Here is a 22,977-nt window from a genome sequence, read left to right on the forward strand (position 1 = left end):
ATGGTTACAAATCTAAGAATATTTTTGTAAAGGTTGATGAATTCTTGAGGAAAAGATGAACTGAACTATATTAATCTTTTTAATGACGGATACCTACATAGTTTCGTATAATAGTTACATATACTTTGGCAACATTTACAATCTAAAAGAAATATATAGCTTAAACATCGTACGTTTGTTGTAGGCAAAATAATAGTTTTATTAAAATAAAAATAATAGTTATGGCAGATGTAGATAGAGAATTAGTGTCGGCAGTGGAAGAAGCGCTGAAATTGAATGCGAAAAGTGTAAGTGATACGAAAATAATAGATTCTACCAATACTGTTACTTCTATTCCTGTGGTGGATGAATCAGGAGAAGTGGTTCGGTTGTCAATGAATGCTATTGGGGCGAAAACAGTTGATTTTTCTCAATTAGATAGTTTGAATGCTCCTGCTAGATGTGGAAGATATGCAGTTAAATTGAATGGAATTGTGGTTGGTGCTTTAGACGTGGCAACAAATTCGGAAGGAAAATCTATTTTGCAACGTTTTACAACTAGTGCGGCAATTATGGATCCGGATTCAGACGATGTGACGAGATTTGCTAGAGTTAGAGTATATGATAGGTTTTATAATCATTATGGTAGCACGCTTGATGGTGTTCGTAATATGACTTGGAGTGAATGGAGAAAACTGGCTGACGCCTTGGATATTGCTGAATTGAATATATCCGGTGCATTCCCTGAAAGTGGACGAAGCGTTTTTAATGAAGAATATTGGAAGCCTATTCCGTTTGATGAGCGTTATATGCAATTTCAATATGATATGTCATATGTGCCGGGATCTATTGTTAACATGCCTGATGATACTGATTATACCTATGAATCTCTGAAAATGAATACCGGACCGACGTTGCCACCATATGAAAAAGGTAACAGATATACTTTGAAGAGTGCTATTGCTATATTACCTGCTCAGTTTGAAAAAGAAGGATTTAAGGTAACATTTTTATCGTATGAAACGAATGAATGGGTTACTTATCAATTTAAAGGACACTATTGGAATAATCCATATGATTGGAAAGAGATGTACAACTTGGATATTTGTATGAAATATGTAAAGTGGGATGGCACTATAGTACATGATGTGCAAACGGAATATATGTCATATACAGGCGATGACGGGAAAGTTGTATTATGCCAATCTTCCGATGGAACAGAACGTTTTCTTTATGAAGTAGGAACAAAGACAAAAATAGTAGGTGGAAATACAGGAAGTAAAAAATATTATCAGTCATGGATGAATAAAACTTCTAATTATCTGGATTATCAGAAAGACTTAGGGGGATTTTATGATTATTTGTTGTATGTATCGCCTGCTTCTTTATGGATGAAAGGGGAAGAGGAAAAACTCATAAGATTAAGTGTGAAAAGCTATGGTGACTTGACTGACAAACCTCAAATTAATGGATTGGAACTTGTTGGAAATAAATCATGGTTTGATTTGAAATTGGCCGGAACAAGAACTAATGACGAAGGAGAAATATTTAATGATCCGAGCAATGTTGCTATTGGGATTGGTGCTCATGCGGAAGGTACTTCGACCAGTGCCCTAAGAACGTCTTCACATACACAGGGATTATATACGGAAGCTCGTAATGTGGGGGAACATGCGGGAGGAAAATATAATGTATCAAAGAAATCGGATGATAGAAGTTTAGCTACAGCATTTAGTCATGGTAATGGAACCGGAACAAACTATAGGAGTAATGCTATTGAGGTAAAGGAAAATGGAGATACTTATATTGCAGGAAATAAATTTATTTATAATGCTAATGGTGCTGAACCTAAAGATTTGATACAGCAGGTCAATAATATTTCAGATATAGTGATTCCGGGAAGTACAATTCTGAAATATGCTCCGAAGGATGAGTTTGTGGAAATTCCGGAAGGATATTCTTTATCAGCTCTGGAGGCCTATTGTTGTTTTCAAATTAATGGTGAAACAGGAGAATTTATACTGTTTACATTGACCGGTTCGGACAGAATGTGCTCATCAGTTGCATTTACAGGCTCTAGATTCTATATGATTGCTATTAATATTATTAGTGAAATGGTCGATGATAAGTTTAAAGTTTTATCATGCAATTTGGTTAAGGCTATAGATGTGGTTGACGGAGCCGAGTGTACTTTTGATATTATGTCTTTTAGTTCAGATATAAGTATGCTTTTAGTGAAAGATTGAGTAAAAATAATTAGTATAATATGATGACATCAGAAGAAATAAAACAGCTAGCGGAGGAAGTCTCCGGCATATTAAAGACAGAAGGCAAAAGCATTGGTTCGGCACCGATGGTTGATTCTACATTCGGACTGACTTCTTTACCGATGGTTGATGAAGAAGGAAATGTAGTGAGAGCTTCTGTCAATTCTGTTATGGATTTGGTCAGTGGTAAGTTGCAAAGTGTAGATATCAATAAAATAGATAACCTTTATGCGGTGACAAATCCGGATAATACAACAGACTGTAATATATGGGCAGTTACACATTATGGTAATATAATAGGCTACCTTAAAGCTTATGCAAATAGTGATAATATAATTCAAGAGTTTACCACATCATTGTTGATACTGGACGGAATATTGAGGTTAAACTTATCAGATACGAATGTGCATACATACAGTCGTTTCTATAACAATTCATATGAAGACCTGACCAATGAAGTTCCTCTTAATACATGGAGTTTATGGAGACATGTATTGCCGAATAAAGTGTCTAGAGTTATGAAGTGGGATGGCACGATTGTAGATGATGTAAAAGTTTCAGCTGCTTCATACGGCGGTAAAAATGGGAAAGTTGTTCTTTGTCGAGTTTCGGGAACTCCTGTTACATTTGCTTATATGGTGAGTTCTCTAGACTCTGTTACCTATTTTAATAATTGGTTTGGTAGAGAAGATTATCAGAGTGATGTGTATTATTCCGATTCGTGGGGGCCGGTTACATTTATTGATAATACTTTCTATGTATCACCGGATTCTATCTGGATTAAAGATGATGATGGACATCTTATCAATTTGGCAGAAAGCGGGATAGGTAGAAATTCAGGAAATAACGGCGAGATTTTCAATGATTATGAGAATAACGAGGCTAAAGGGTTGAATGCTCATGCAGAAGGTTGTGGTACGGTGGCCAATAACGAAGCGGAACATGCGCAGGGAAAATATAATGTATCGGTGCGGGAGAGTGGTGATCTTTCTCAGGCAACGGCTTTTTCTCATGGTGGCGGTACCGGAGCATCCGATAGGAAAAATTTACTGGAACTTAAAAAGAACGGTGATCTGTATATTTCCGGACGGAAGTTGGTGTATGATGTCAATGGCACACCTACCGATTTGATAGATAAGATAGAGAATCTTTCTGTGGAAACTCCAGATGAGCCTTTATCTTTGGGAAATTTGACCAATATGGATGAAACTTTCGATAATTGTGAGGACGGTGTATATTGTCTGGAGGTGAGGAATGGTATGATTTATCCGATAGTTGGCGGTACAGGAGGAGGTAATGATACGGTTCAGCGTAATGTTCGTATTGTAAATGGTTTGGAAAGTAAAAGCGTTTCTGCCAGTAAAGGCGAACCATGTCCGCTTGTTTTCACTTTTATAAGTCAGGAACGATATGGCGTAGATGAATCATATGAGGATATCGGAGAACGTGGACTGTGTCAGGTTTCGGTTAAGACGACTGACGGTTCGTCATATGTGGTGGTGAAACAAATGTATATAAATAGTGGAACCCCTACTACAGTGGATGTGGCGGAGTATTTATCTTCCGGTGCGAATAGCGTGATGATCAAGGTCACCGGTGAAATTACCGAAATCACGACTCCGGCTTTCGTTTATACGGTACAGCTAACTTCCTTGTCTATTTCTGCCGATAACTTTAAATGGTGGACTGCATACACAGGAAACATAACATTACCATTGAATATTGGTGGCAATGTGTCGAAGATTTTATATGTGACTTTAATTGGACAAGATTATAATGAATCTTATCAGATTGTGTTGGGAACGGGTATTTATACGGAAACTGCTTATAATTACGCTTTAATGCATCCGGGTAAATCTGGTGTATATAAATTATCCGCATATGTTACTAATTCGGATGGCACAATTAAAACAAAGACTATTTCTTTTAATATCATTTGTGCTGTAACGGGAGAATATGTGAAATTGATTGCGATTAATGATACATTAGATAAAACTACAAACTGGGCGGAAAATAAGTTATTTAGCTATACCATGTATGATGGAGATAGTGTATATACTTCGGCACAGTTTGTTATTGAGAAAAATGGAGTAACTGTATTTTCTTCTAATGAAGACTCAGTAGCAACAGCAACCAAGCATACTTTTTCGCTTCCTCTTGAGATTGAGACATTGGATAGTTCTGATTTTGAAATTATTGTTCACGTGAATGATGGGGAAAATAATTTGACAGAACCGATTACATTTACAGTAAATAATTCAAGCGGCTATTCGGCTGTTGCCGGAGCTTTGTTTTGTATGAATCCGAAAACTAGAAGTAATAGACAAGATAATTTCAGACATATTATCAATGAAATAGATGGCTCATTGATTGATTGTTCATGGAGTAATATGAACTGGGGAAACGATGGCTGGTTGTCGGATGATGATGGAAACAAGGCGCTTAGACTAATGGCAGGTTCTTTGCTTGACATACATCACTATCCATTCGCTAAAGAATGTGCACGAACAGGAAAGACTATTGAGATTGATTATAAAGTGGATAATGTGACGAATTATGGAAGTCCGGTACTCACCATTTCCTCTGCTTCCGGCGATTCGTTTGTCGGACTCAATATTTATGCGGATGAAATAACCATGCATTCGCAATCATTGAAAAATAGTAAGGTACAAGGAATTCATACACATGAGGGTAAGCGGATTCGGATGACATTGGTTATTATGCCTGATGCTTATGGAAATAGTGGGTTTAATTTATGTATAATTTATATAAATGGTAAAAAGAATCGGGAGTTTACGTATGAAAATAATGATTATTTTGCGCACAATGGTGGAATTATAATAGGCTCTGAATATGCTGATATTGATATTTATGGTATTCGTATCTATGATTTGGCTCTTACTTCTCCTGCGGTACTTCGTAATTATATAAATTGGTTGGTGACGACGTCTGAGAAATTACAGGTTACAACAGATAATGATGTCTTGGATTCGAATGGTTCGGATGTTGATTTCCTGAATACACTGGATCAATATAATGTGATGGTGTTTGATAATACGATTCCAAGAATTGCTGATCCTTCAACTAGGGAAGGTACGTTGGAAGTGTATTTTTATGAATTTCCGGAACGTAACGTAAAAATTACGAATGTACAGGTAAAAGGACAGGGGACATCTTCCATGAGGTATTATCTATGGAATACGCGTTATTCGATTGATAAGGAAAAATCAGTTATCACTTATGCTGACGGTACAATTGGTAAGAAGACTTGGCAAATGATTCCAAGTATTCCGGCAGGGGCAAAGTTTACCGCGAAGAAAAACTATGCGTCATCCATGCAATCTCATAAGATGGGTTCTGCCAATTCTGTGCATGATCTTTATAAACAAATGGGATTCACCAATGAGGCTATGGATACAGAAGATTATGAAAATTGTCGTATTGCTGTTTATCAATTACCGTTTGTTTGTTTTGAAAAGTCGGTCAATGAAGAGGGTGAGTTTGTGTATACTTTTATGGGTGAATACACGTTTGGACCGGATAAAGGAGATAAATATACTTTTGGATATGATACGGATTTATTTCCGGGACTAATTTCCATCGAAGGAGCGGATAATTCTCCGTTGTTGACATTATTTCGAGTGCCTTGGACAGATGCCTGTGTAAAATATAATCCGGATGAGGAAGCTTTTCAATATAACGGAGCAAATGCTTGGGATTTTGATGGTGGTTCGGTAAATAATATATCTCTGTTTGTTCCTGCTTATAATCTTGTATATAGTTGTTCAAATAGACTGAAACCTTTTGATGGTACGTTGGATGAACTGAATAGTCAAGTAGCGACAATGCGTACTCAGCCGTATGAATTTTGGATTGCGAAAGAAGGGGATGAGCATCGGTTTAATGTGTATTATTATGAATCCGGTCAGAATCGGTTTGTTCCTTCCGATATTGGGAATGGGACGATTAATCTAGTTGTACAGTTGGTGGATAAAGAGTATGGACTCACGTCTGCAGACTTGGAAGGAAAGAATAGTAATGAATTGAATGAACTGTTTGTCAAAGCCCGTATAACGAAATTTAGAAAAGAAGCTCCGATATATTGGGATATTGATGATGCTATCTTACATCGGAATTGGGTGGAAATGCATGCCGGAACAGACCAACGGGCGAAGAACACTTATACTTATTGCTTTGGTGAAGGGTGTAAATGGAAATGGCGTTATGATGATATGGATACGATATTTGATACTGATAATGAAGGTCAACCGGAAAAATCGTATAGCGTTGAAATACATGATATGAATGAAACGGGAGCTGCTGTGTGGAATGGTGAAACTAGTAATTTTTGGAATCTGATAGATCTTGCTTTTCCTGAAGAAGTGGTAACCGGCATGAAAAATATGCTTACCGCGATGGAAGAACTTGGGGGACTGAAAAGTGGAACGGACTTTGATAAGATTTACGCTTACTATCAGAAATATTACTTTAATCCGGCACAAGAATATTTTCCAGCCAATATAGTGAATGCCGATGCAAAAATAGCTTATGAAAATGGTAAACTCGCATATATAGCTGGTACTTATACGAATGATACGGACCCAATAACACAGAGCTTGGGTGATCATTATTCTGCTGAGACACGTTGGGTTACAAAACGCATTATCTATATTATGTCAAAATATAGTTTCGGCTTGTTTTCGGCAAACGGGACGGATAATATTACAGTGCGTGCTGCTGGTGATACGATTAAGTATGAATTGACTCCGGCTATGGATCTATATCCTGCCATAGCCAATGGTACAAGTATCATTCGTGGTAAACGAACTAAAGCCGGGGGAAAATGTGAAATGCTTGTCGAACTTTCCGGTTCGGGTGACCAGCAAAATACGATACAGGGGGCTTCGTTTTTAGAAGATATAGGAGACTGGCATGATAAGAATGTATCCGGTACGATGGTTATCCAAGGTAAGATGCTTCGTGAGATTCGTTTGGGAAGCAAGACGGACAAAGTACTTATTTCCATAACTGCACTTACTATTTCTAATTGTACGTCTTTACAGAAACTCGTACTCTCAAATATCACAACATTAGGAGGTACTCTTAATTTAGCAGCATGTACGCATTTGAAAGAAGTATATGCGGACGGGACTTCACTTTCCCAGATTAAACTTCCGAGTGGGGGTGGTTTACAAAAGGTGGAATTCAGTTCGAAGAACCAATATCTGTCTTTATCCAATTATCCGCTTTTGGCGAATGATGCGGTAGGAATTGACTTGTGTAAAGAGATAATTACAGATTTCTTTATTGTGGATTGTCCTTTGATAAATCCGATGGACTTATTGGTTAATGTCATGAATGCCCAATCAGATCAAGGAAATGCTCATAGACTGAAACGTATTCGTGCTGTAGGGTTCAATGAAACTTATAGGGATGCCGGTATGCTTGACGTTCTCAGTAACTTGTCTGATGGTTCGTATTCGGGACTTAGCAGTGAAGGATTGGCGGGTGAAGATGAATATCCGGTATTGGATGGTACATTGAATATTTATGCCAGTGTTTATGAAGATTCGGTTGACATTTTGGAAAATACATTCAAAAAGTTGAAACTGAATGTGTTTGGTGAGAGGTATGTTCGTTTTAAAGATGCTGTTCTTTTGAATATTCTGTCTTCCAATTATGGTGACGGTATTGGGATTACTATGCCGCAAATTAAAGCTGTAACTAAATTGGTGACTTTTGAGGGCAATACAGATATAACGAGTTTCGATGAATTCAAATATTTTACGAATAATACGGATTTACATATACGACATTTTTCAGGTTGTACGAATTTGAAGTCTATATCTTTACCTGATTCTGTAACGGAAGTTACTCAGATGATGTTTAACGATAATTCAAATCTAGAATCGGTGGAATTACCTGAAGGACTTGTTTCTATTAATAAGAATTCTTTTTGGGGTTGTTCCTCATTACATCATATACGTATCCCCTCTACTGTTACGAGTTTCGGAACGGGAGTATTTGATGCTTGTGATCTTTTTAGCATTGATTTACCGGACTCATTGCAGGTAATTGGAAGCACAATATTTCGTAATAATGCAAATCTTGTAGAAGTGGTAATACCTCAAAATGTCAGTGAAATGGGGAATATGGTCTTTTTTGGTTGTGCTAAGTTAAAAAAGGTAATCATGAAACCGGTTGCCCCTCCTGTACTTGGTGGTGAAGGTGTATTTAACAGTACACCTTCAGATCTGAAAATCTACGTTCCTGATGAAAGTGTAGAGTCTTATAAGACAGCTACTAACTGGACAAAAGTGGCAGCTAAAATAAAACCAATGTCAGAATTAACAGAATAATTAGAATGGATACAAATAATAGTGATCACATTATTGCGGGAGAAGGTAAAGTATTTCGCAGAATATCCGACGGATTCGTTTTTAGTAATGAGATTTATCTCGGTTATACCTATTATCTAGGAGGTGAGAAATTGATCGAACCACTGAGGGAGTTGCCTGAGCACTTCGAAGAAATAGATGATCCTGATAGTGAAGAATACGTTGATTTAGAAGATTGATTCATAGTATGGATACACAGAATATTTGGTTTTCCATAATAGGCACATTGGGAGGGTGGGAGGGAATTAAGTGGCTTGTCTCTTTTTGGGTTAACCGTAAAACGGATGCCCGGAAAGAAGATGCTACGGCAGATGGCATGGAGAATGAGAATGAACGTAAACAAGTGGACTGGTTAGAGAGAAGGCTTGCAGAACGTGATGCTAAGATTGATGCCCTGTATGCAGAGCACAGGCAAGAGCAAAAGGCTCATTTGGAGACGATTTACAGACTTCATGAAGTGGAATTAAAATTGAAAGAGGCGGAGACAAAACGGTGCGATGTAAGGGGATGTTCCGGTCGACAACCGCCAAGTGATTATTAGTCAGGATAAAAACGTGTAAATATGAAACTATTGTTAAAACGCATTGCTCTTAGGGATACCTATACGATTGGCAAGATCTACATTGATGGAGAATATTTTTGTGATACTTTGGAAGATAAAGTAAGAGACTTGAACAAGAACGGAGTCTTTGATGGAGATGAGAAGAAAGTATATGGAGAAACAGCAATCCCGTATGGTACTTATAAAGTTATTCTTTCTTATTCTCCTAAATTTAAAAGAATATTGCCGGAGTTATTGGATGTACCTTGTTTTACAGGTATCAGGATACATAGGGGGAATACAGAGAAAGATACGGCAGGCTGTCTTCTGGTAGGGGAAAATAAGGTGAGAGGTAAAGTTCTTAATTCTACTTATTGGGAGAAGAAACTGATTGAAAAGCTCGAAGGGAAAAATGGCATAACTATTCAAATTGTGTAGTATGGATAAAAAGGATATGACATATTATAAAATAATGTGGTGGTGTGTAATTATTCTTGGGCTATTCCTCTTATTCTGTTCCTGTCATTCCACCCGCTACGTGCCCGTTGAGACAGTCAGGACTGAGACAAAATACCAAGACCGACTTGTGAGGGATTCTATCCACATGAAAGATAGCATTTTGATGTTTATAAAAGGAGATACGGTCTTTCGTGACAGGTGGCATACGGAGTATAGAAATAAACTGGTTCGCGATACGGTGAATGTTACGGATACAGTGAAGGTTGCAGTACCTTATCCGGTGGAGAAGGAGTTGTCAAAGTGGCAACAGTTTAAGCTGGATGCGGGAGGGATGGCTCTCGGAGGACTTGCTCTTTGTTGTTTGGCAATGGTGGTTTGGCTGATTCTACAACGCTATAATAAGTGGAGGACATAGTTATGAGTGGAGAAGATTTTATAACTATATCAGCACTTTTATTGAATTGCTGATAGGATGAAAATTGAGGTAATGGGGAATAGACCGTTAACTATTTGTGGGCTATTTATTATATAGGATTAATTATTATATATTAAATTATAAATATATTTGTTTTGTTCGTTTAAAAAGTATTACTTTGTGGCTAGTTTAATAGCAATACGAATTAATAATGGCAAAATTATATTTAATTTAAAAAACAAAACAAATTATGAAAAACACATTAATTATGACTGCTTTAGTTGCATCCCTTGTATTTGCAGGGTGTTCTAAAGACGATGAAAAGAAGTTAACATTGAGCAATGACAAGGTTTCTCTCAATGCTGAAGAAACAGAAAAAATCACGGCGAGCAGTACGGATGTAACATGGGAATCTGAAAATACTTTTGTTGCGAAAGTAAGTAGTAGCGGACTTATTACGGGTAATCATGTAGGAAAAACTACGGTCACTGCTACCTCTGCTAAAGAAGGTATTGCAAAGTGTGCAGTGGAAGTAACTCCTAAATTTCATACTTATACAGAGCCTGTTTTGGAATTTGGTGCAACTATGGCTTCTATCAAGAGTAAAGAGAGTAGAACATTGTCTAATGAAACTTCAGATGGTTTGACATATAAAGATCCTAATAATAAGAAGATTAATGGATTAGCTTATCTTTTTGAAAAAGGCAAAATGACTTCCGTTGGCGTTTTTGTTAAAAATGCATATGCTGTAGAAGCAGTGGATTTTTTGGCAGAGCGTTATCTGCCGATTGATGTAAATGGTCAGAATTATGATGCTCTTTTTGTAAATAACGCCATTGATAAAGCCGATATGCTTGTTATTATGGATATGGATACTTCTGCTACATTGATTATGTATGCTGCTTATTCGAAATCTAAATCACGTAGTCTTGTTGAAGAAGATATTATGATCAATCAGTTCAAGCAAATGTTTAAAGGATTTTAATCGGTTATAAATTCGATTCCCCTATATTATAAAAAAGGCAGCAATTAGCTGCCTTTTTATATCAATAACTGTTCTATCTCACAATAGGGATTTTAACAGTTCCTTTATTTCCGTCTGCATATACCAAACAAAGTAAACTCCGGAATTGAACTTTGTAACAGTGATAAACCCATTGCCAGACTAAGTCTCCACGTTAGATTCTGCCAATGGGTTGAAGATAGCTAAGGGTTCAGGTTACCTTTTCAAATTTGGGAACAGGGAGGTATCCACGGAGGGATAGGGAGCATACATCCGGCTATCGTCCCATGTGCCTGTCATGGCTACTCTCTCTTTCAGATAAACGGGACCTGTCACCATTTCCTGTTTATCGGGGTTTTCTTTCAGCCATTGTTCGGTCACTTCGATTTCCGGATTCTGCAAACGATATTCGAAATGCTCTTTTAAACGGTTCATCCGGCGTAAGTCGTGATAGCGGGTTGCTACGTTGCCACGATAGTATCCGGCTATTTCCCAGCCATGTTCGTTATAGGCAGCTTCGGCCAATTCGTCATTGCTCATGCCCGATGAATAAAAGTTGTAGGAAGGATCATCCCATTTCCCGTCGGCACGACGGCGAACTGTGTTCAGCAACTCGATGGCCTTGACCTTATCTCCCTGCCCGGAACGTCCCACAGCTTCGGCATACCACAGATATACCTGTGACAGACGGATGAATGCGGCGGTTTGTTCACTCCACCCGTCGGCTTGGGCACTATAACTTTTGGTTTGGTCATACTCTACTTCGTCATTGGCAAATGCATACATGACGTAGTAGGGATTATTGCAATTCGTAACGTTGTCATAGAACCAAGGTACTACTTTCTGGTCTTGATTATGGTAATAGACGTCTCCGAAGATGGCTTTCTTACGTGGTCCGGCAGGAAAGTCTTTCCAGAATTTGATTTCTGCTCTCATATCGCTGAAACCACCCGTCTCTTCCGGTATCTCGGCAAGTCCGCGAGCAGCTTGAGAACCATCGCCACCACCGAAGTCTTTGGTAAAATATACGCCTAGGATGATTTCCGTGTTGTTCTTGTTGTATTTTCGAGAATAAATTTTCCGGTATTCATCAAATAGGCGGTAGTAGTATGTACCGTTTTCCACGGCATCGATTACTTCTTTTGCTTTGCCGGCTGCCATCGCATAATATTCCGTTCCCTTATTCAAAGGCCATCCTGCCATTGTCAGGTATACTTGAGCCAGTGTAGCCTGAGCCGCACCTTTACTGGCGATGATGTTCAGCCCGTTTATGCTCCATGGCTCGGTTGTGAATTGTTCGGGAAGGTTTTCTTCTGCAAATTTCAGGTCTTGGATAAGGAAGTCATAGACTTTTTCTTCCGTACTTGCGCTGATGTTCGGATTGATTTCACTGTTCTCGATAATCGGCAACGGTCCCCAGCAACGTACCATCCAGAAATAGAAATACGCACGCCAGAAACGGGCTTCGGCAATTGCGAAGTTGATGTCATCTTCCGATACATCCGGCGTATTGGCAACCCCGTTGATGATGTAGTTTGCTGCTTTCACTACATTCCACATACAACTCCAACTACCCACGGAGTTTGTCATCATCGGGTTGCCGTCATTGGAGATAAACTGATCCCAGTCTGTGAAATTTGTTTTTGAGACAATGCTTGTCATATCGTCGCCCATCAGTACCGGGGCATACACGCCGATATATCCGCTTGCCATCTTTACCTGATAATACAGGGCATTGATAGAGCCTTCCAGGTCTGATTTCTCAGTGAATGATTCCAGGTTTGTCATCTGTCCTTTGGGATCTTCCTTCAGGAAGTCGCTGCAAGATGACGCAAGTAATGCGGAAAGACAGATTGCAGCTATTTTATGGTTGATAGTTTTCATAATTTCAATTTAAAATCCTAGTTTGACCGTAAATGTAAATGTTCTCGCAGAGGGATAAGTCCCATAATCCATTCCCAACTCTTTGTCTGATATAGCTCCTGTGGAAGTGGTGGAGGTGGTGGATGATTCCGGGTCGAGACCTTTGTATTTCGTAATCGTAAACAGATTCTGGGCACTGACTCCCAATGTTATGTCTGCGAATTTCGTTTTGTTTTTAGGTAGCAGATAAGACAAGCTGATGTTTTGCAGGCGTAGGAAATCCGCATCTTCCAGCCATTGTGTTGAACGGGGTGTTGAACGGTTCAACGAGTTTTTGCTGCTTGCGAACAGTGCATCCGATTTATTCTCGACAATGTCCCAGCTTCTTTCGAATCCTTCGCGGGAAGTGATGAACCGGCTTTCCGGAACCATCGTTGAGGTAGCAAACCGGGTGATGTTCAGACGTTGGAATCCTGTGCTTCCACGGAAGAATATATTCATTTCCCAATTCTTGTAACGAAGTGTGTTGTTCCAACCGAAATTCCATTTTGGTATCGGATTACCGGTTATGACGCGGTCGGCATCTACCGGCGAGGTCGTTGTGCCACCGTCAACGGTCTGATACAGATTGGCCCCTTCCTCGTTGAGGCCTACCCACTTGAACAGATTGAAGTTGCTAATGGGCAAACCCTCTTTCATGATGAAGATGTTTCCTTCCATCAATCCACCGCGGGTAGCATCCGGAATCAGGAAGTTTTCTCCGTCAAGGTCTGTCACTTTCGTACGCAGATAGGAGGCGGTAAGTGTAGTAGACCATTCAAAATTGATTGTTCGTACGGGATATGCCTCCAGTGTAAACTCCCAACCTGTGCTGTACATTTCGCCGACATTGCTCCAGTAAGACCCTCCGCCGTAGAAATAAGGAATGGTTTTGGCAAACAATAGATCCTTGGTGTTTTTCTTATACCAATCGACGGTCAACGTCAATCGATGGTTCAGGATACTCATATCGATTCCGGCATCATAGGAGTAAGTCTTTTCCCAAGTCAGGTCGGGTGACGAATGGGCACTCTGCCAATATCCCGGATAGAGGGAGCTTGTACCGTAGGCATAATTGGCAAGTGTGAGTAATCCCAAAGTGCCGTAGGCATTGATAGCCTGATTGCCTGTCACACCGAAACTGCCTCTCAGCTTCAGGCTTTGGAAGAAATTCTGGTTTTTCATGAATTCCTCTTCTGCTATGTTCCATGCAACAGCTCCCGACGGGAAATAGCCCCATTTGTTGTTCATGAACTTGGAAGAACCGTCTGCACGTATCGTTCCCGTTAAGTAATATCTGTTTTTGTAGTTGTACATCACACGACCGAAAGCGGATACCATCTGCTCTTTCGTGTAGTTGGTACTTCCTGTCAGACCGGATTGAACTGAGTTGATATTCCAGTATCCGGTTTTCTCGGATAGAAGATTCTGACCGCTAACTCCTACGTTTTTGTATTCCTTCTCGTAAATTTCAAAGACGCCCGTAGCAGTCAGATGATGGTCGCCAAAATCTTTTTGGTAAGTCAGGTTATTAGTCTCCTGATAAGTTAAGGTTCGGTTCATATTGTTTCCCATGCTGCTTATCGCACTCGGTTCGCGTTTGGTCGAGGAGAATGAGTAGCCGGATGCATTTAACAGGTTGAACGACCCCTGCGCGGAGAAGGTCAGTCCGTCCAGAATATTGAAACGAAAATCAATGAATCCTTTCACATTATAATTTTCTCCGTCGGAATCATTTGCCACGAGCGAACCATAGGGATTTGTACTGATGGAACAGTAGGGGTCTCTCAAATAAACGCCGTTTGCATCCGTCAGATCCATGGCAGGAGAATAGTTTGCCATCACGAACAAGTCGGCACCTGTGTTATGCGTATTTTCAGTAGAACCCTCTACGTTGGTTACGATATTCAACCAGGGAGTCACCTGTGAATCAAGATTCGCACGGAAACCGAAACGTTTTAGCTTGGATTCCGCAGTGATACCCGTTTGGTTCAGGAACAAGCCGGATATCATGTATTTATTTTTCTTGCTTCCTCCGGAGATACTCAGTTTGTAGTCTTGGGAAATACCGGTTTGCAGCATCAAGTCTTGATAGTCAACGCCCTTTGTCCCGTTCTTGTAGGCTTCCATATCGGCTGCGGAGAAACGAGTGTCCGTCATGGTTTCCAACGCTTGCGCATATTCGTAAGGATTCATCAGGTCATATCTTTTAGGTATATTAGAGATACCGATTTCACTGCTGATTTGTATTTGTGGCTTGCCTGCCGCTCCTCGTTTGGTAGTGACAAGTATTACTCCGTTTGCACCTCTGGAACCGTAGATGGCAGTGGAAGATGCGTCTTTCAATACCTCAATGGAGGCTATATCTGCCGGATTGGTTACCGTTGCCCCGATTACTCCGTCTACCACCCATAGCGGGTCATTACCGAAGTTGATGGAAGAAACGCCACGTACACGGATATTAGCGTCTTGTCCCAGCTGTCCACCTGTATAAGATGAGGCTTGTACTCCCGCCATACGTCCTTGCAGAATTTCGGAGGCTTTTTTTACAGGCTGTGCTCTGAACTGTTCGCTTGTCACCGAACTGACAGCTCCCGTTAGGTTACTTCTTTTTGCCGTTCCATAGCCGATGACGACGACTTCATCCAGTGTCTCGGTATCTTCACGCATGGTAACTTTTAGGAAATCCTGTCCTTTCACCATTGCTTCTTCTTCGATGTACCCGAGGTAAGAAAATGTTAATGTAGCATCCGGTGCCACCTGTAGGGAGAACTTTCCCTCTATATCGGAGGTCACCCCGTTGGTCGTTCCTTTTTCTATGATGGTTACACCTACGATGGGAGATCCGGATCTGTCTAGAACAATACCCTGGACGGTTTTGCCTTGTTTGGGGGCAATAATAGACTCATGGTTGATGTTCTCCTGCAGATTATTTGGACGGATAGATGCCCTGATATTTCCATCCAGTAATATCAGAAGAGAGAAAATGCTTAAAATGATCTTTTTCATCAGATTAAATTTATTAGTAACCAAAAACTCTTCATTATCCGACCGGAAAAGAAGCAACTAAGCAACCTTCTTTTCCGACGGACTTATATCTTATTCAATAAGGTAAAGGGCAAACGATGTGCCAGTGAGGAGCCTTTTGGGTATGCTTGGATGTATTTGCTTAATAATTAGATGTTTGTGTTTGTCGATGTTTGTATGGTAGCGTTGAAAAGTATGAATGAAGAGTGTGGAAATGTGGAAAAAGTCTACAACGGTTTGTTACACACCTGTTTCTTTGAGTAAAGTAATAAGTCTATATTTTGAATATAGTTTTTCATTCTTAATAGATACTATTCATTTATTTATTCGTATATTTGACAACACAATAGATCTTTAAAATATATTATGTTATGGAATATCATCGTATATCTTTTATTCACAATGATACGGAGTATTCATTTATCAAAGCCATAAATGAGAGATTGACGGGATATGACCTAATATCTGTTTGCCGACTGGAAGTGCGGATTTATATGACTGAACATAACATGAAAGGCCACTACATACTAACTGGAATGGCTAAGATCTGACAGATAATCTATAACTACTTATTCCGGTTGTATCTCGTTGGCAGAGGGAAGTTGTTTCCATCCTTCGCCGAAAGTGTCGTAAGCATCGGTGACTATAATAATTGATTATAAACAAAAAAAGAGGATATATCCCGACAAAGGATATATCCTCTTTGCATTGAGAGTATCTACAATAACCTTACTTCACGTTGAAGAATTTCAAAGTATCCGTTGTTCCGTCATCGTAAGTGCGGACAACCATGTAGACATTACTATCATGTGATGTCGGTTTCGGAACTTCAATTCCGTAAGTATTATAATAGACTTCTTTCACTACAATCTTGCCGTTAAGAATGTCGTTGATCCCGGATGGCTTGTTGCAGTTGATTTCAAACGTTTTGTTTAGTTCACCTGCCGTTGCAGTCAACGTTGCTTTACCGATACACTCTTTGTCGTCAAACAAGGCATTGAAACCGGAGAATGAGATGTTGGCAACGGAAGATGTCCAATTTACTCCTTCGGGAGCGCCTACAAAGAAATCTTTAGTGATTGAGTTTTTGGAATCGCCTTCGGCAAATGCAATCGTGACGGCATTTATCAAAGCGTACGGTTCGGAAATCTGTGTTGTTGGAATCGGTAATGTATAGTCATCGCCTGCTGTCCATCCGTTGCCCATATCTGTTTTTGCAAGTTCGGCAATAGTGATGGTTGTTCCTATGGTGTCGTTGTGATGAGTACCGTAGTCGGTAACGAAGTATGAACTTTCCACTTTATTCTCACTATTCCAATATGAATCGCTTAGGTCAGCTCCGATAAGGGATCCGCACTCATCGGATTGGGCAACTATTTTACCGGCATTATAGCAACGGATGATTTGCGTATGTCCGCTTCTCGGAACTCCGACAAGTCCGCCTACCTGATTTGCTCCGGTCACGATACCCATATTGTAACAGTCGGTGAATACGGCAGTGCCCTGTCCTGCAAGACCACCGATTCCGTAGCCGGAGGTTTTATCCGTTCCTACCTCGGTACTTAGGGAAATGACATCACCTACATTGAAACTTGACTCAACTACTCCTTTGCTGCCAAGACCTACAAGTCCGCCACCGCGGTTGGTTGCTATGGTGACCTTTCCTGAATTCCAGCAACTCTTCAGAGTACTTGTCACTCCATTTATATATCCGGCAATACCTCCGATCCCGAAAGAACCTTTGAGCTCTGCTGTGTTGTAACAGTTTTCGGTAGTCGTGTAGTCAGTGCTATAAGCTATTATACCTCCTATGTTATTACCGTCGGATTCGATTGTCCCGGTATTGTGGCAATTACTGATCACGACAGGATTGTCTTCCTTAGGAGTAGTCTTATAGTAGGCTGTGATGCCTCCGGTGTTGATGTTCGTTGTACTGATAGTTCCTGAATTCCGGCAGTTCGTGAATTTGGATCCGGGAGTGTAAAGAGCGACCAATCCCGCAGTAGGAGCGCCTGTGCTCGATTGCGTCTTGGTAGGTCTTGCCGTGATGTTACCTGTATTATAGCATTCCGTGAGAATCAGCGGATTAGTGACCGTTCCGCTGGCGTCTGTATTGGCAATCAGACCGGCAACCACAGCCGAACCTACGATATCGCCCTCATTGTAGCATCCTGTCAAAGTCATCGTTTGTTTCCTTGAACTTGTAGACTTAGCGTATGCTATAAGGCCGGCAACGTATTTAGTGTTGTCGATGTCGATGATTTCTATATTGCCTTTATTGTAGCATTCTTCCATTGTTATTGGACCGGATTCTGCTATAAGACCTGCTATATAGGATTTTTGATTTCCATTACAGATGATCTTTCCTTCATTTCCGCAACGCACTAATTCTACGCCTTCTTCAGCTTCGGCTGCTATGCCCGCAATGTCGTTGTTGGTACCCGAAATTGTTCCTTTGTTGACAACATCGGTCAGTATGGCACCGGCATACAGTTTTCCGAATCCTGAAGTGCTTTTGTCTTTGGAAGAGGTGACATTGATTTCACTTACACAATTAATGAGCTTTCCATATACGGAACCTGTGAAACCTCCGGTAGAGGCATAGTTGGAGGTTACTTCCCCTGTTATCGTGAGGTTGGAGATTGAGCCTGATTCACCTAAGGTGCGTATTGCTGCTTGTCCGGTAGCCGTAGTGGTCAGATTTATACCACTGATTTTCTTGTTGTTACCATCAAGTGAAGCCTGTAGTGGTGTTACGCCTTTAGCTGCAAGCATCTTAAACTCAGTGTCGGTAAAATCAAGATTTTCTGTTAATTTAAGGAATTTGCCTTGGAATGATTCTGTAATTACGTCGATGTAATCAGAGAGGTTGTTCCAGTCAGTGGTAGAAGAAATCAGATACGGGTCTTCTTCTGTTCCTGAACCTGCCAATGGTACAGCTGGTATTCTCTTTATCTCGATTTTCTTCACATAGTCACCGAAATCAGCCACTAAGTTGTCGATTGTGAGTTCGTCAACTTCTTCGGGAGAGTAGAGTGTACTGCCTCCGATAGCGAACTCTTTGTGTTTTTCCAATGACCAAGTAAGACCATCGATCAATGTGAGCTTGGCATTCTGATTCATGTCCTTAGCCGTCACACCCGGTTTCATCGTTACTATCACTTTACGTGCTTTAGACAGTTTGTCTTCATTGGCGAATTGTTTCAATACCGGATATTGGCCTTTGGTGAAATCCCAAATGGAAGTATCGAATCCTTCCAAAGCAGTACCGGAGACAAGAACTGGTGTTTCAACGCCGTTCATACCCTCCATATCTGCATTACCTATTGCGCCCAATGTAAGAATCTGAGCATCCCAATAGTTGTTTTGGATAATACCTTGTGTTCCTCCTTCACCGGCTATTGCACTGATGGTGTTTTTATCTTCTCCGTCAGCCGATACCGAACCGAAGTTGATGCTATTGTACATGTCGTTGTGTCCTGAAACGTCGGTCATGATTACCTTTGAGTAGAGACCGGCGATACCTCCGGCTCTTTCACCCCAAGAATATACCGTACCGGCATTTACACAGTTGCGGATTACACCACCTGTCGATGAACCCGTGATGCCTCCGGCAGTCTTACTCATTTTTTGTAGTTTCTGGAACATTGAAATTTGCTTCACCTCCACATTTCCTGCGTTGGCACAGTTTTCTACGAATCCGTAGTTAATACCGGTGATACCTCCTACCTGATTGGCTCCGCAGTATATGTTTCCGGCATTGTAGCAATTGGTGACTTTCCCGTCTTTACGAACAGTTCCGACGAAACCTCCTATATTATTACTGTAACCTCTTACATCGGCATAGTTCTTACAGTTGTTGATCAATCCGTAGTTATCTCCGGCGAAAGTTCCGGATGTAGCCCAGAATTCAAATTTACAGTCGGCAGCAAACGTGATGTTTTTGATAACACCATCTACTGCCAATCTGCCTATGAAACCTCCGTTACTGCGGCTATTCATATTGTCGGGCGTACCCAGTCCGTCTTCTGTGTCTTCCGGACGGATTTTCCATAGAACTCTGTCAATCAACATCCGGCTTATGGTATGACCGTCACCGTCGATAGTTCCCGAGAACTGACATTCACTGTCGTTGTAGACAGATGAAATTCCGTCAAATTCCGTAGTATATTCCATATCGATGTCGTTGGCCAACTTGAAATATGTGTCGGCAAACGGTTGCATCTTAGCATTGGTTATGTTTCCTAATTCTACTAAATCTTCTTTGGTTTTCAGCAAGAACGGACTCAGTTCAGTACCGTCTCCCTCAAAAGGAACAGGTACTATTTTGATGAAGTAAGCGAAGTTTACGTTCCCGTTCTTTATAACAAGAGTATCGGTACCGAAACTTTCCTCTATCTTGATTTTACTGTCGGTAATAGAGCAGAAATAGCCTTCAGTGCCGTATCCTTTATCCTTATAAAGAGAATATTGTGTATTTCCAAGTGGTTTGAGCATGGCATCTTTTGAAATCTTTCCCAGCGAATTGCCGCTTGCCATACTTATTACTGAAGCTCCCATTTTAGCCGTTTCGTTGTCGTCTAATCCTTTAAGACGTGGATATTGTCCTTCGGTGAATGACCATACGGCGGCATTAAGTCCGGTAATACCGGATACCTTAGTAAGGTCGGCTGTTTCTACACCTGATATTTTGGCATATTTGGAACCGAAGTTTGAAATCTGTTTATCGAAATAGATATTGTCGATAGCGGGAGTGGAACCGTCCTGTATCATACCGAGCGTTTCGCGTGATTCTGTCTCCGGATTGTACAGATACGTATCGGCAAATATTTGTGTGGAAGTGTAGCAGCCGGTTACAACAGATTGCTTCTGTGCTTTTTCTTCATCCGTATAACTGCTTACGAAACCGGTCAGTCCCCCGACTCTTTTCGAGGCTTTAGCCTGTATGGAGCCGATACTGTAGCTGTCGTTCAGCTCTCCTGTAAGGAAGCCTACGATACCTCCTACGACCGTATTGATGTCGTTGCATCCCAATATTGTGCCGACACTGAAACATTTCGTGATAATGCCCTGATAACAATTTCCCGTGATACCGCCTGCATATACCGCTTTTGCATTTAACGACTGACAGTCGACTATCCCGGAGAAGAAGCAGTTTTCGGCTTTTGCGTAATACAATAGAGCTGTTAAGCCTCCGGCGGGATAATTGAGCTCACCGGAAGAGTAAACTATTACGTTTGTTTCGGTCGCATTACAGTTCTGTATCAGTTCATCGACCTCACTTGCCAGTCCGGCAACATTACCTGTCAAGCCGATAATATTGCTATTTGTAACAGAGCAGTTTGTGATGGTTTTCACTACACCTGCCAATCCTGCCGTAGCTCTTCCGGAGTTTTCCACATCGGCACCAGAAACATGACATTTGTCGACTATACCGTCAGACCAGCCGACAATGGCTGCTGCATAATAGTTGGAAGCTCTGATTACGGGATTTTCAGCGTTGAGGTTCTTGATTACACTTGCCTCACCGGCATGACCGAATAGAGCTGCGTATCCGGCACCTCCTGTCGATACGTTGAGGCCTTGGATTGTGTGGTTGTTACCGTCAAATGTTCCGTCGAAATGGTGAGACCAATCCTTTCCTATAGGTGTAAAACGGTATCCTGCCATGTCGATGTCGTTCTCCAGACGGAAATATTTGCCTGTAAAGGCCCGGTTGTATTTCTTTCCGTCGGCATCGGTTGAATTGTAATCGGCTTCTTTAACATCGTTGACTTTGTCGCCGAGTAAGATCAGATGGTCAATTGATTTAATCAGATACGGACTGTTTTCTGTTCCTTCGCCTTCAAAATCGCTTACGGAAATCGTGGGATAGCTTATATCGAACGGAACAGTCAACTTGCCCTCAGTTATGATTGCGAGATAACTGGATGAATTTGTCATTGTCCAGTCCTTCCAGGTTATGTTTCGTTTGTCTGTTGCCTTTTCGGTAGCGATAGCATCGGCATAACCGGTAATTCGTCCTGTCGAAGCGTCGTAGGTGATGGCGTTGGTGTAATAGTTGTCGCCATTGTTGGCTTTACGTGCCAATTGTTGACCGATTGCAGCCGTTTGGTCGCGCCTCAATTCCAATTCCACTGTCATTCCGTAGTTTCCGAAGTTTATGACTGTCAGAATGTTGGGTGAGGTTTGTTCGGCTATTACGCTGTAAGAGAGTTCTTCTTCGGTGAACGGCGAAGTTGTGGTTACAAGCCTTGTCTGGGACATTGTGGCATTGGCTTTTTGAAACTCCGTTTGGTAGAAACACCCGACATACGAATTAGAAGACTCTTGGAAGATGCCCCACCAGGAAGTGATAGAAATAGATCCGTCATCGTTGATTGTTCCTTCTATTTCTTTGGTACGGTTTGGTTTCGGCAAGCCGTCATTGCCAACTTCAACTACGGCGATATCCAATTTACCGAGAGTCTGGGTTTCAATAATCTGCTGGTTGGGTATTGAAATAGTCTTTGCAGCAAAATCTACTGTTGCCGTCACTGTCACCCCCGTGTCGTAGAAGTTGATGAACTTGATGCTGTTGGGATTCCCATCGACGGTTTCGATCGTAACGCTTCTTCCACCATCGGCACCGGGAATTACGATTGTTTGGTAGGTTTGTACATAATTACCTGAGAGTTCGCTTGCGGAGCTTACCGAAGCGGTTCTTGAACGGACTTTTTTTACAGTTGTGGAGGCTTCCACTTTGATAAACTTACCGCTTTCGCTCAATCTGAGATTTGGCGATTCTTGCAGTTTCTTAGGCGAAGGTTTTGTCGACTCGGAGATAGTGGCAACACTTTGCGTACAATAGTCCATTGCAAGAATACTTGATGGGAACCACACGCATACGAGCAGCATCCCCAAAAAAGAAGTAGTCTTTTTCATAATATGTTGTTTTACAACCATCAAAATTATAGAATGTGTACACTATTTCCAAATAAAAGTGA

11 protein-coding genes are annotated in these 22,977 nt (G+C 41.0%); 8 read left to right on the forward strand and 3 right to left on the reverse strand.

All coding sequences use genetic code 11. The features are described 5' to 3' along the window. Positions 1-221 precede the first annotated feature (221 nt). From DXB63_RS03345 to DXB63_RS03375, 7 genes are all read left to right on the forward strand, one after another. Positions 222-2,225: a hypothetical protein gene (locus DXB63_RS03345; protein WP_122124960.1), complete on the forward strand. Its 2,004-nt coding sequence runs from the start codon at positions 222-224 to the stop codon at positions 2,223-2,225. Between the two features lie 20 nt (positions 2,226-2,245). Beyond that, complete coding sequence (locus tag DXB63_RS03350; protein ID WP_233522754.1) at positions 2,246-8,605, forward strand: leucine-rich repeat domain-containing protein; 6,360 nt, start codon at positions 2,246-2,248, stop codon at positions 8,603-8,605. Between the two features lie 5 nt (positions 8,606-8,610). Further along, a complete protein-coding gene (locus DXB63_RS03355; RefSeq protein WP_122124961.1) occupies positions 8,611-8,823 on the forward strand; it encodes a hypothetical protein in 213 nt (70 codons plus the stop codon). Between the two features lie 8 nt (positions 8,824-8,831). Continuing rightward, on the forward strand, positions 8,832-9,185 hold the full coding sequence (locus tag DXB63_RS03360) for a hypothetical protein (protein ID WP_122124962.1): 354 nt from the start codon (positions 8,832-8,834) through the stop codon (positions 9,183-9,185). A gap of 21 nt (positions 9,186-9,206) precedes the next feature. Further along, on the forward strand, positions 9,207-9,623 hold the full coding sequence (locus DXB63_RS03365; protein WP_122124963.1) for a DUF5675 family protein: 417 nt from the start codon (positions 9,207-9,209) through the stop codon (positions 9,621-9,623). A 1-nt stretch (position 9,624) separates the two neighbouring features. After that, the gene (locus tag DXB63_RS03370; RefSeq protein ID WP_122124964.1) at positions 9,625-10,059 is read left to right on the forward strand and encodes a hypothetical protein; all 435 of its coding nucleotides are present in this window, start codon (positions 9,625-9,627) and stop codon (positions 10,057-10,059) included. Between the two features lie 250 nt (positions 10,060-10,309). Beyond that, the gene (locus tag DXB63_RS03375; protein WP_122124965.1) at positions 10,310-11,044 is read left to right on the forward strand and encodes an Ig-like domain-containing protein; all 735 of its coding nucleotides are present in this window, start codon (positions 10,310-10,312) and stop codon (positions 11,042-11,044) included. 234 nt (positions 11,045-11,278) lie between these two features. On the opposite strand, the gene DXB63_RS03380 is transcribed toward DXB63_RS03375, so the two are convergent. Both DXB63_RS03380 and DXB63_RS03385 read right to left on the reverse strand, forming a co-directional pair. Further along, a complete protein-coding gene (locus DXB63_RS03380; protein WP_122124966.1) occupies positions 11,279-12,946 on the reverse strand; it encodes a RagB/SusD family nutrient uptake outer membrane protein in 1,668 nt (555 codons plus the stop codon). 9 nt (positions 12,947-12,955) lie between these two features. Further along, positions 12,956-15,973, reverse strand: a complete 3,018-nt coding sequence (locus DXB63_RS03385; RefSeq protein ID WP_122124967.1) for a TonB-dependent receptor — start codon at positions 15,971-15,973, stop codon at positions 12,956-12,958. Between the two features lie 389 nt (positions 15,974-16,362). Between DXB63_RS03385 and DXB63_RS18385 the strand changes: the two genes are divergently transcribed. Beyond that, positions 16,363-16,542: a hypothetical protein gene (locus DXB63_RS18385; RefSeq protein WP_122124968.1), complete on the forward strand. Its 180-nt coding sequence runs from the start codon at positions 16,363-16,365 to the stop codon at positions 16,540-16,542. Positions 16,543-16,720: 178 nt separating this feature from the next. Here the strand turns inward: DXB63_RS18385 and DXB63_RS03395 are convergent, their stop codons facing one another. Then, positions 16,721-22,915: a hypothetical protein gene (locus tag DXB63_RS03395; protein ID WP_147332252.1), complete on the reverse strand. Its 6,195-nt coding sequence runs from the start codon at positions 22,913-22,915 to the stop codon at positions 16,721-16,723. Positions 22,916-22,977: the final 62 nt, after the last annotated feature.

The organism is Bacteroides sp. OM05-12 (assembly GCF_003438995.1).
Taxonomy (GTDB): domain Bacteria; phylum Bacteroidota; class Bacteroidia; order Bacteroidales; family Bacteroidaceae; genus Bacteroides.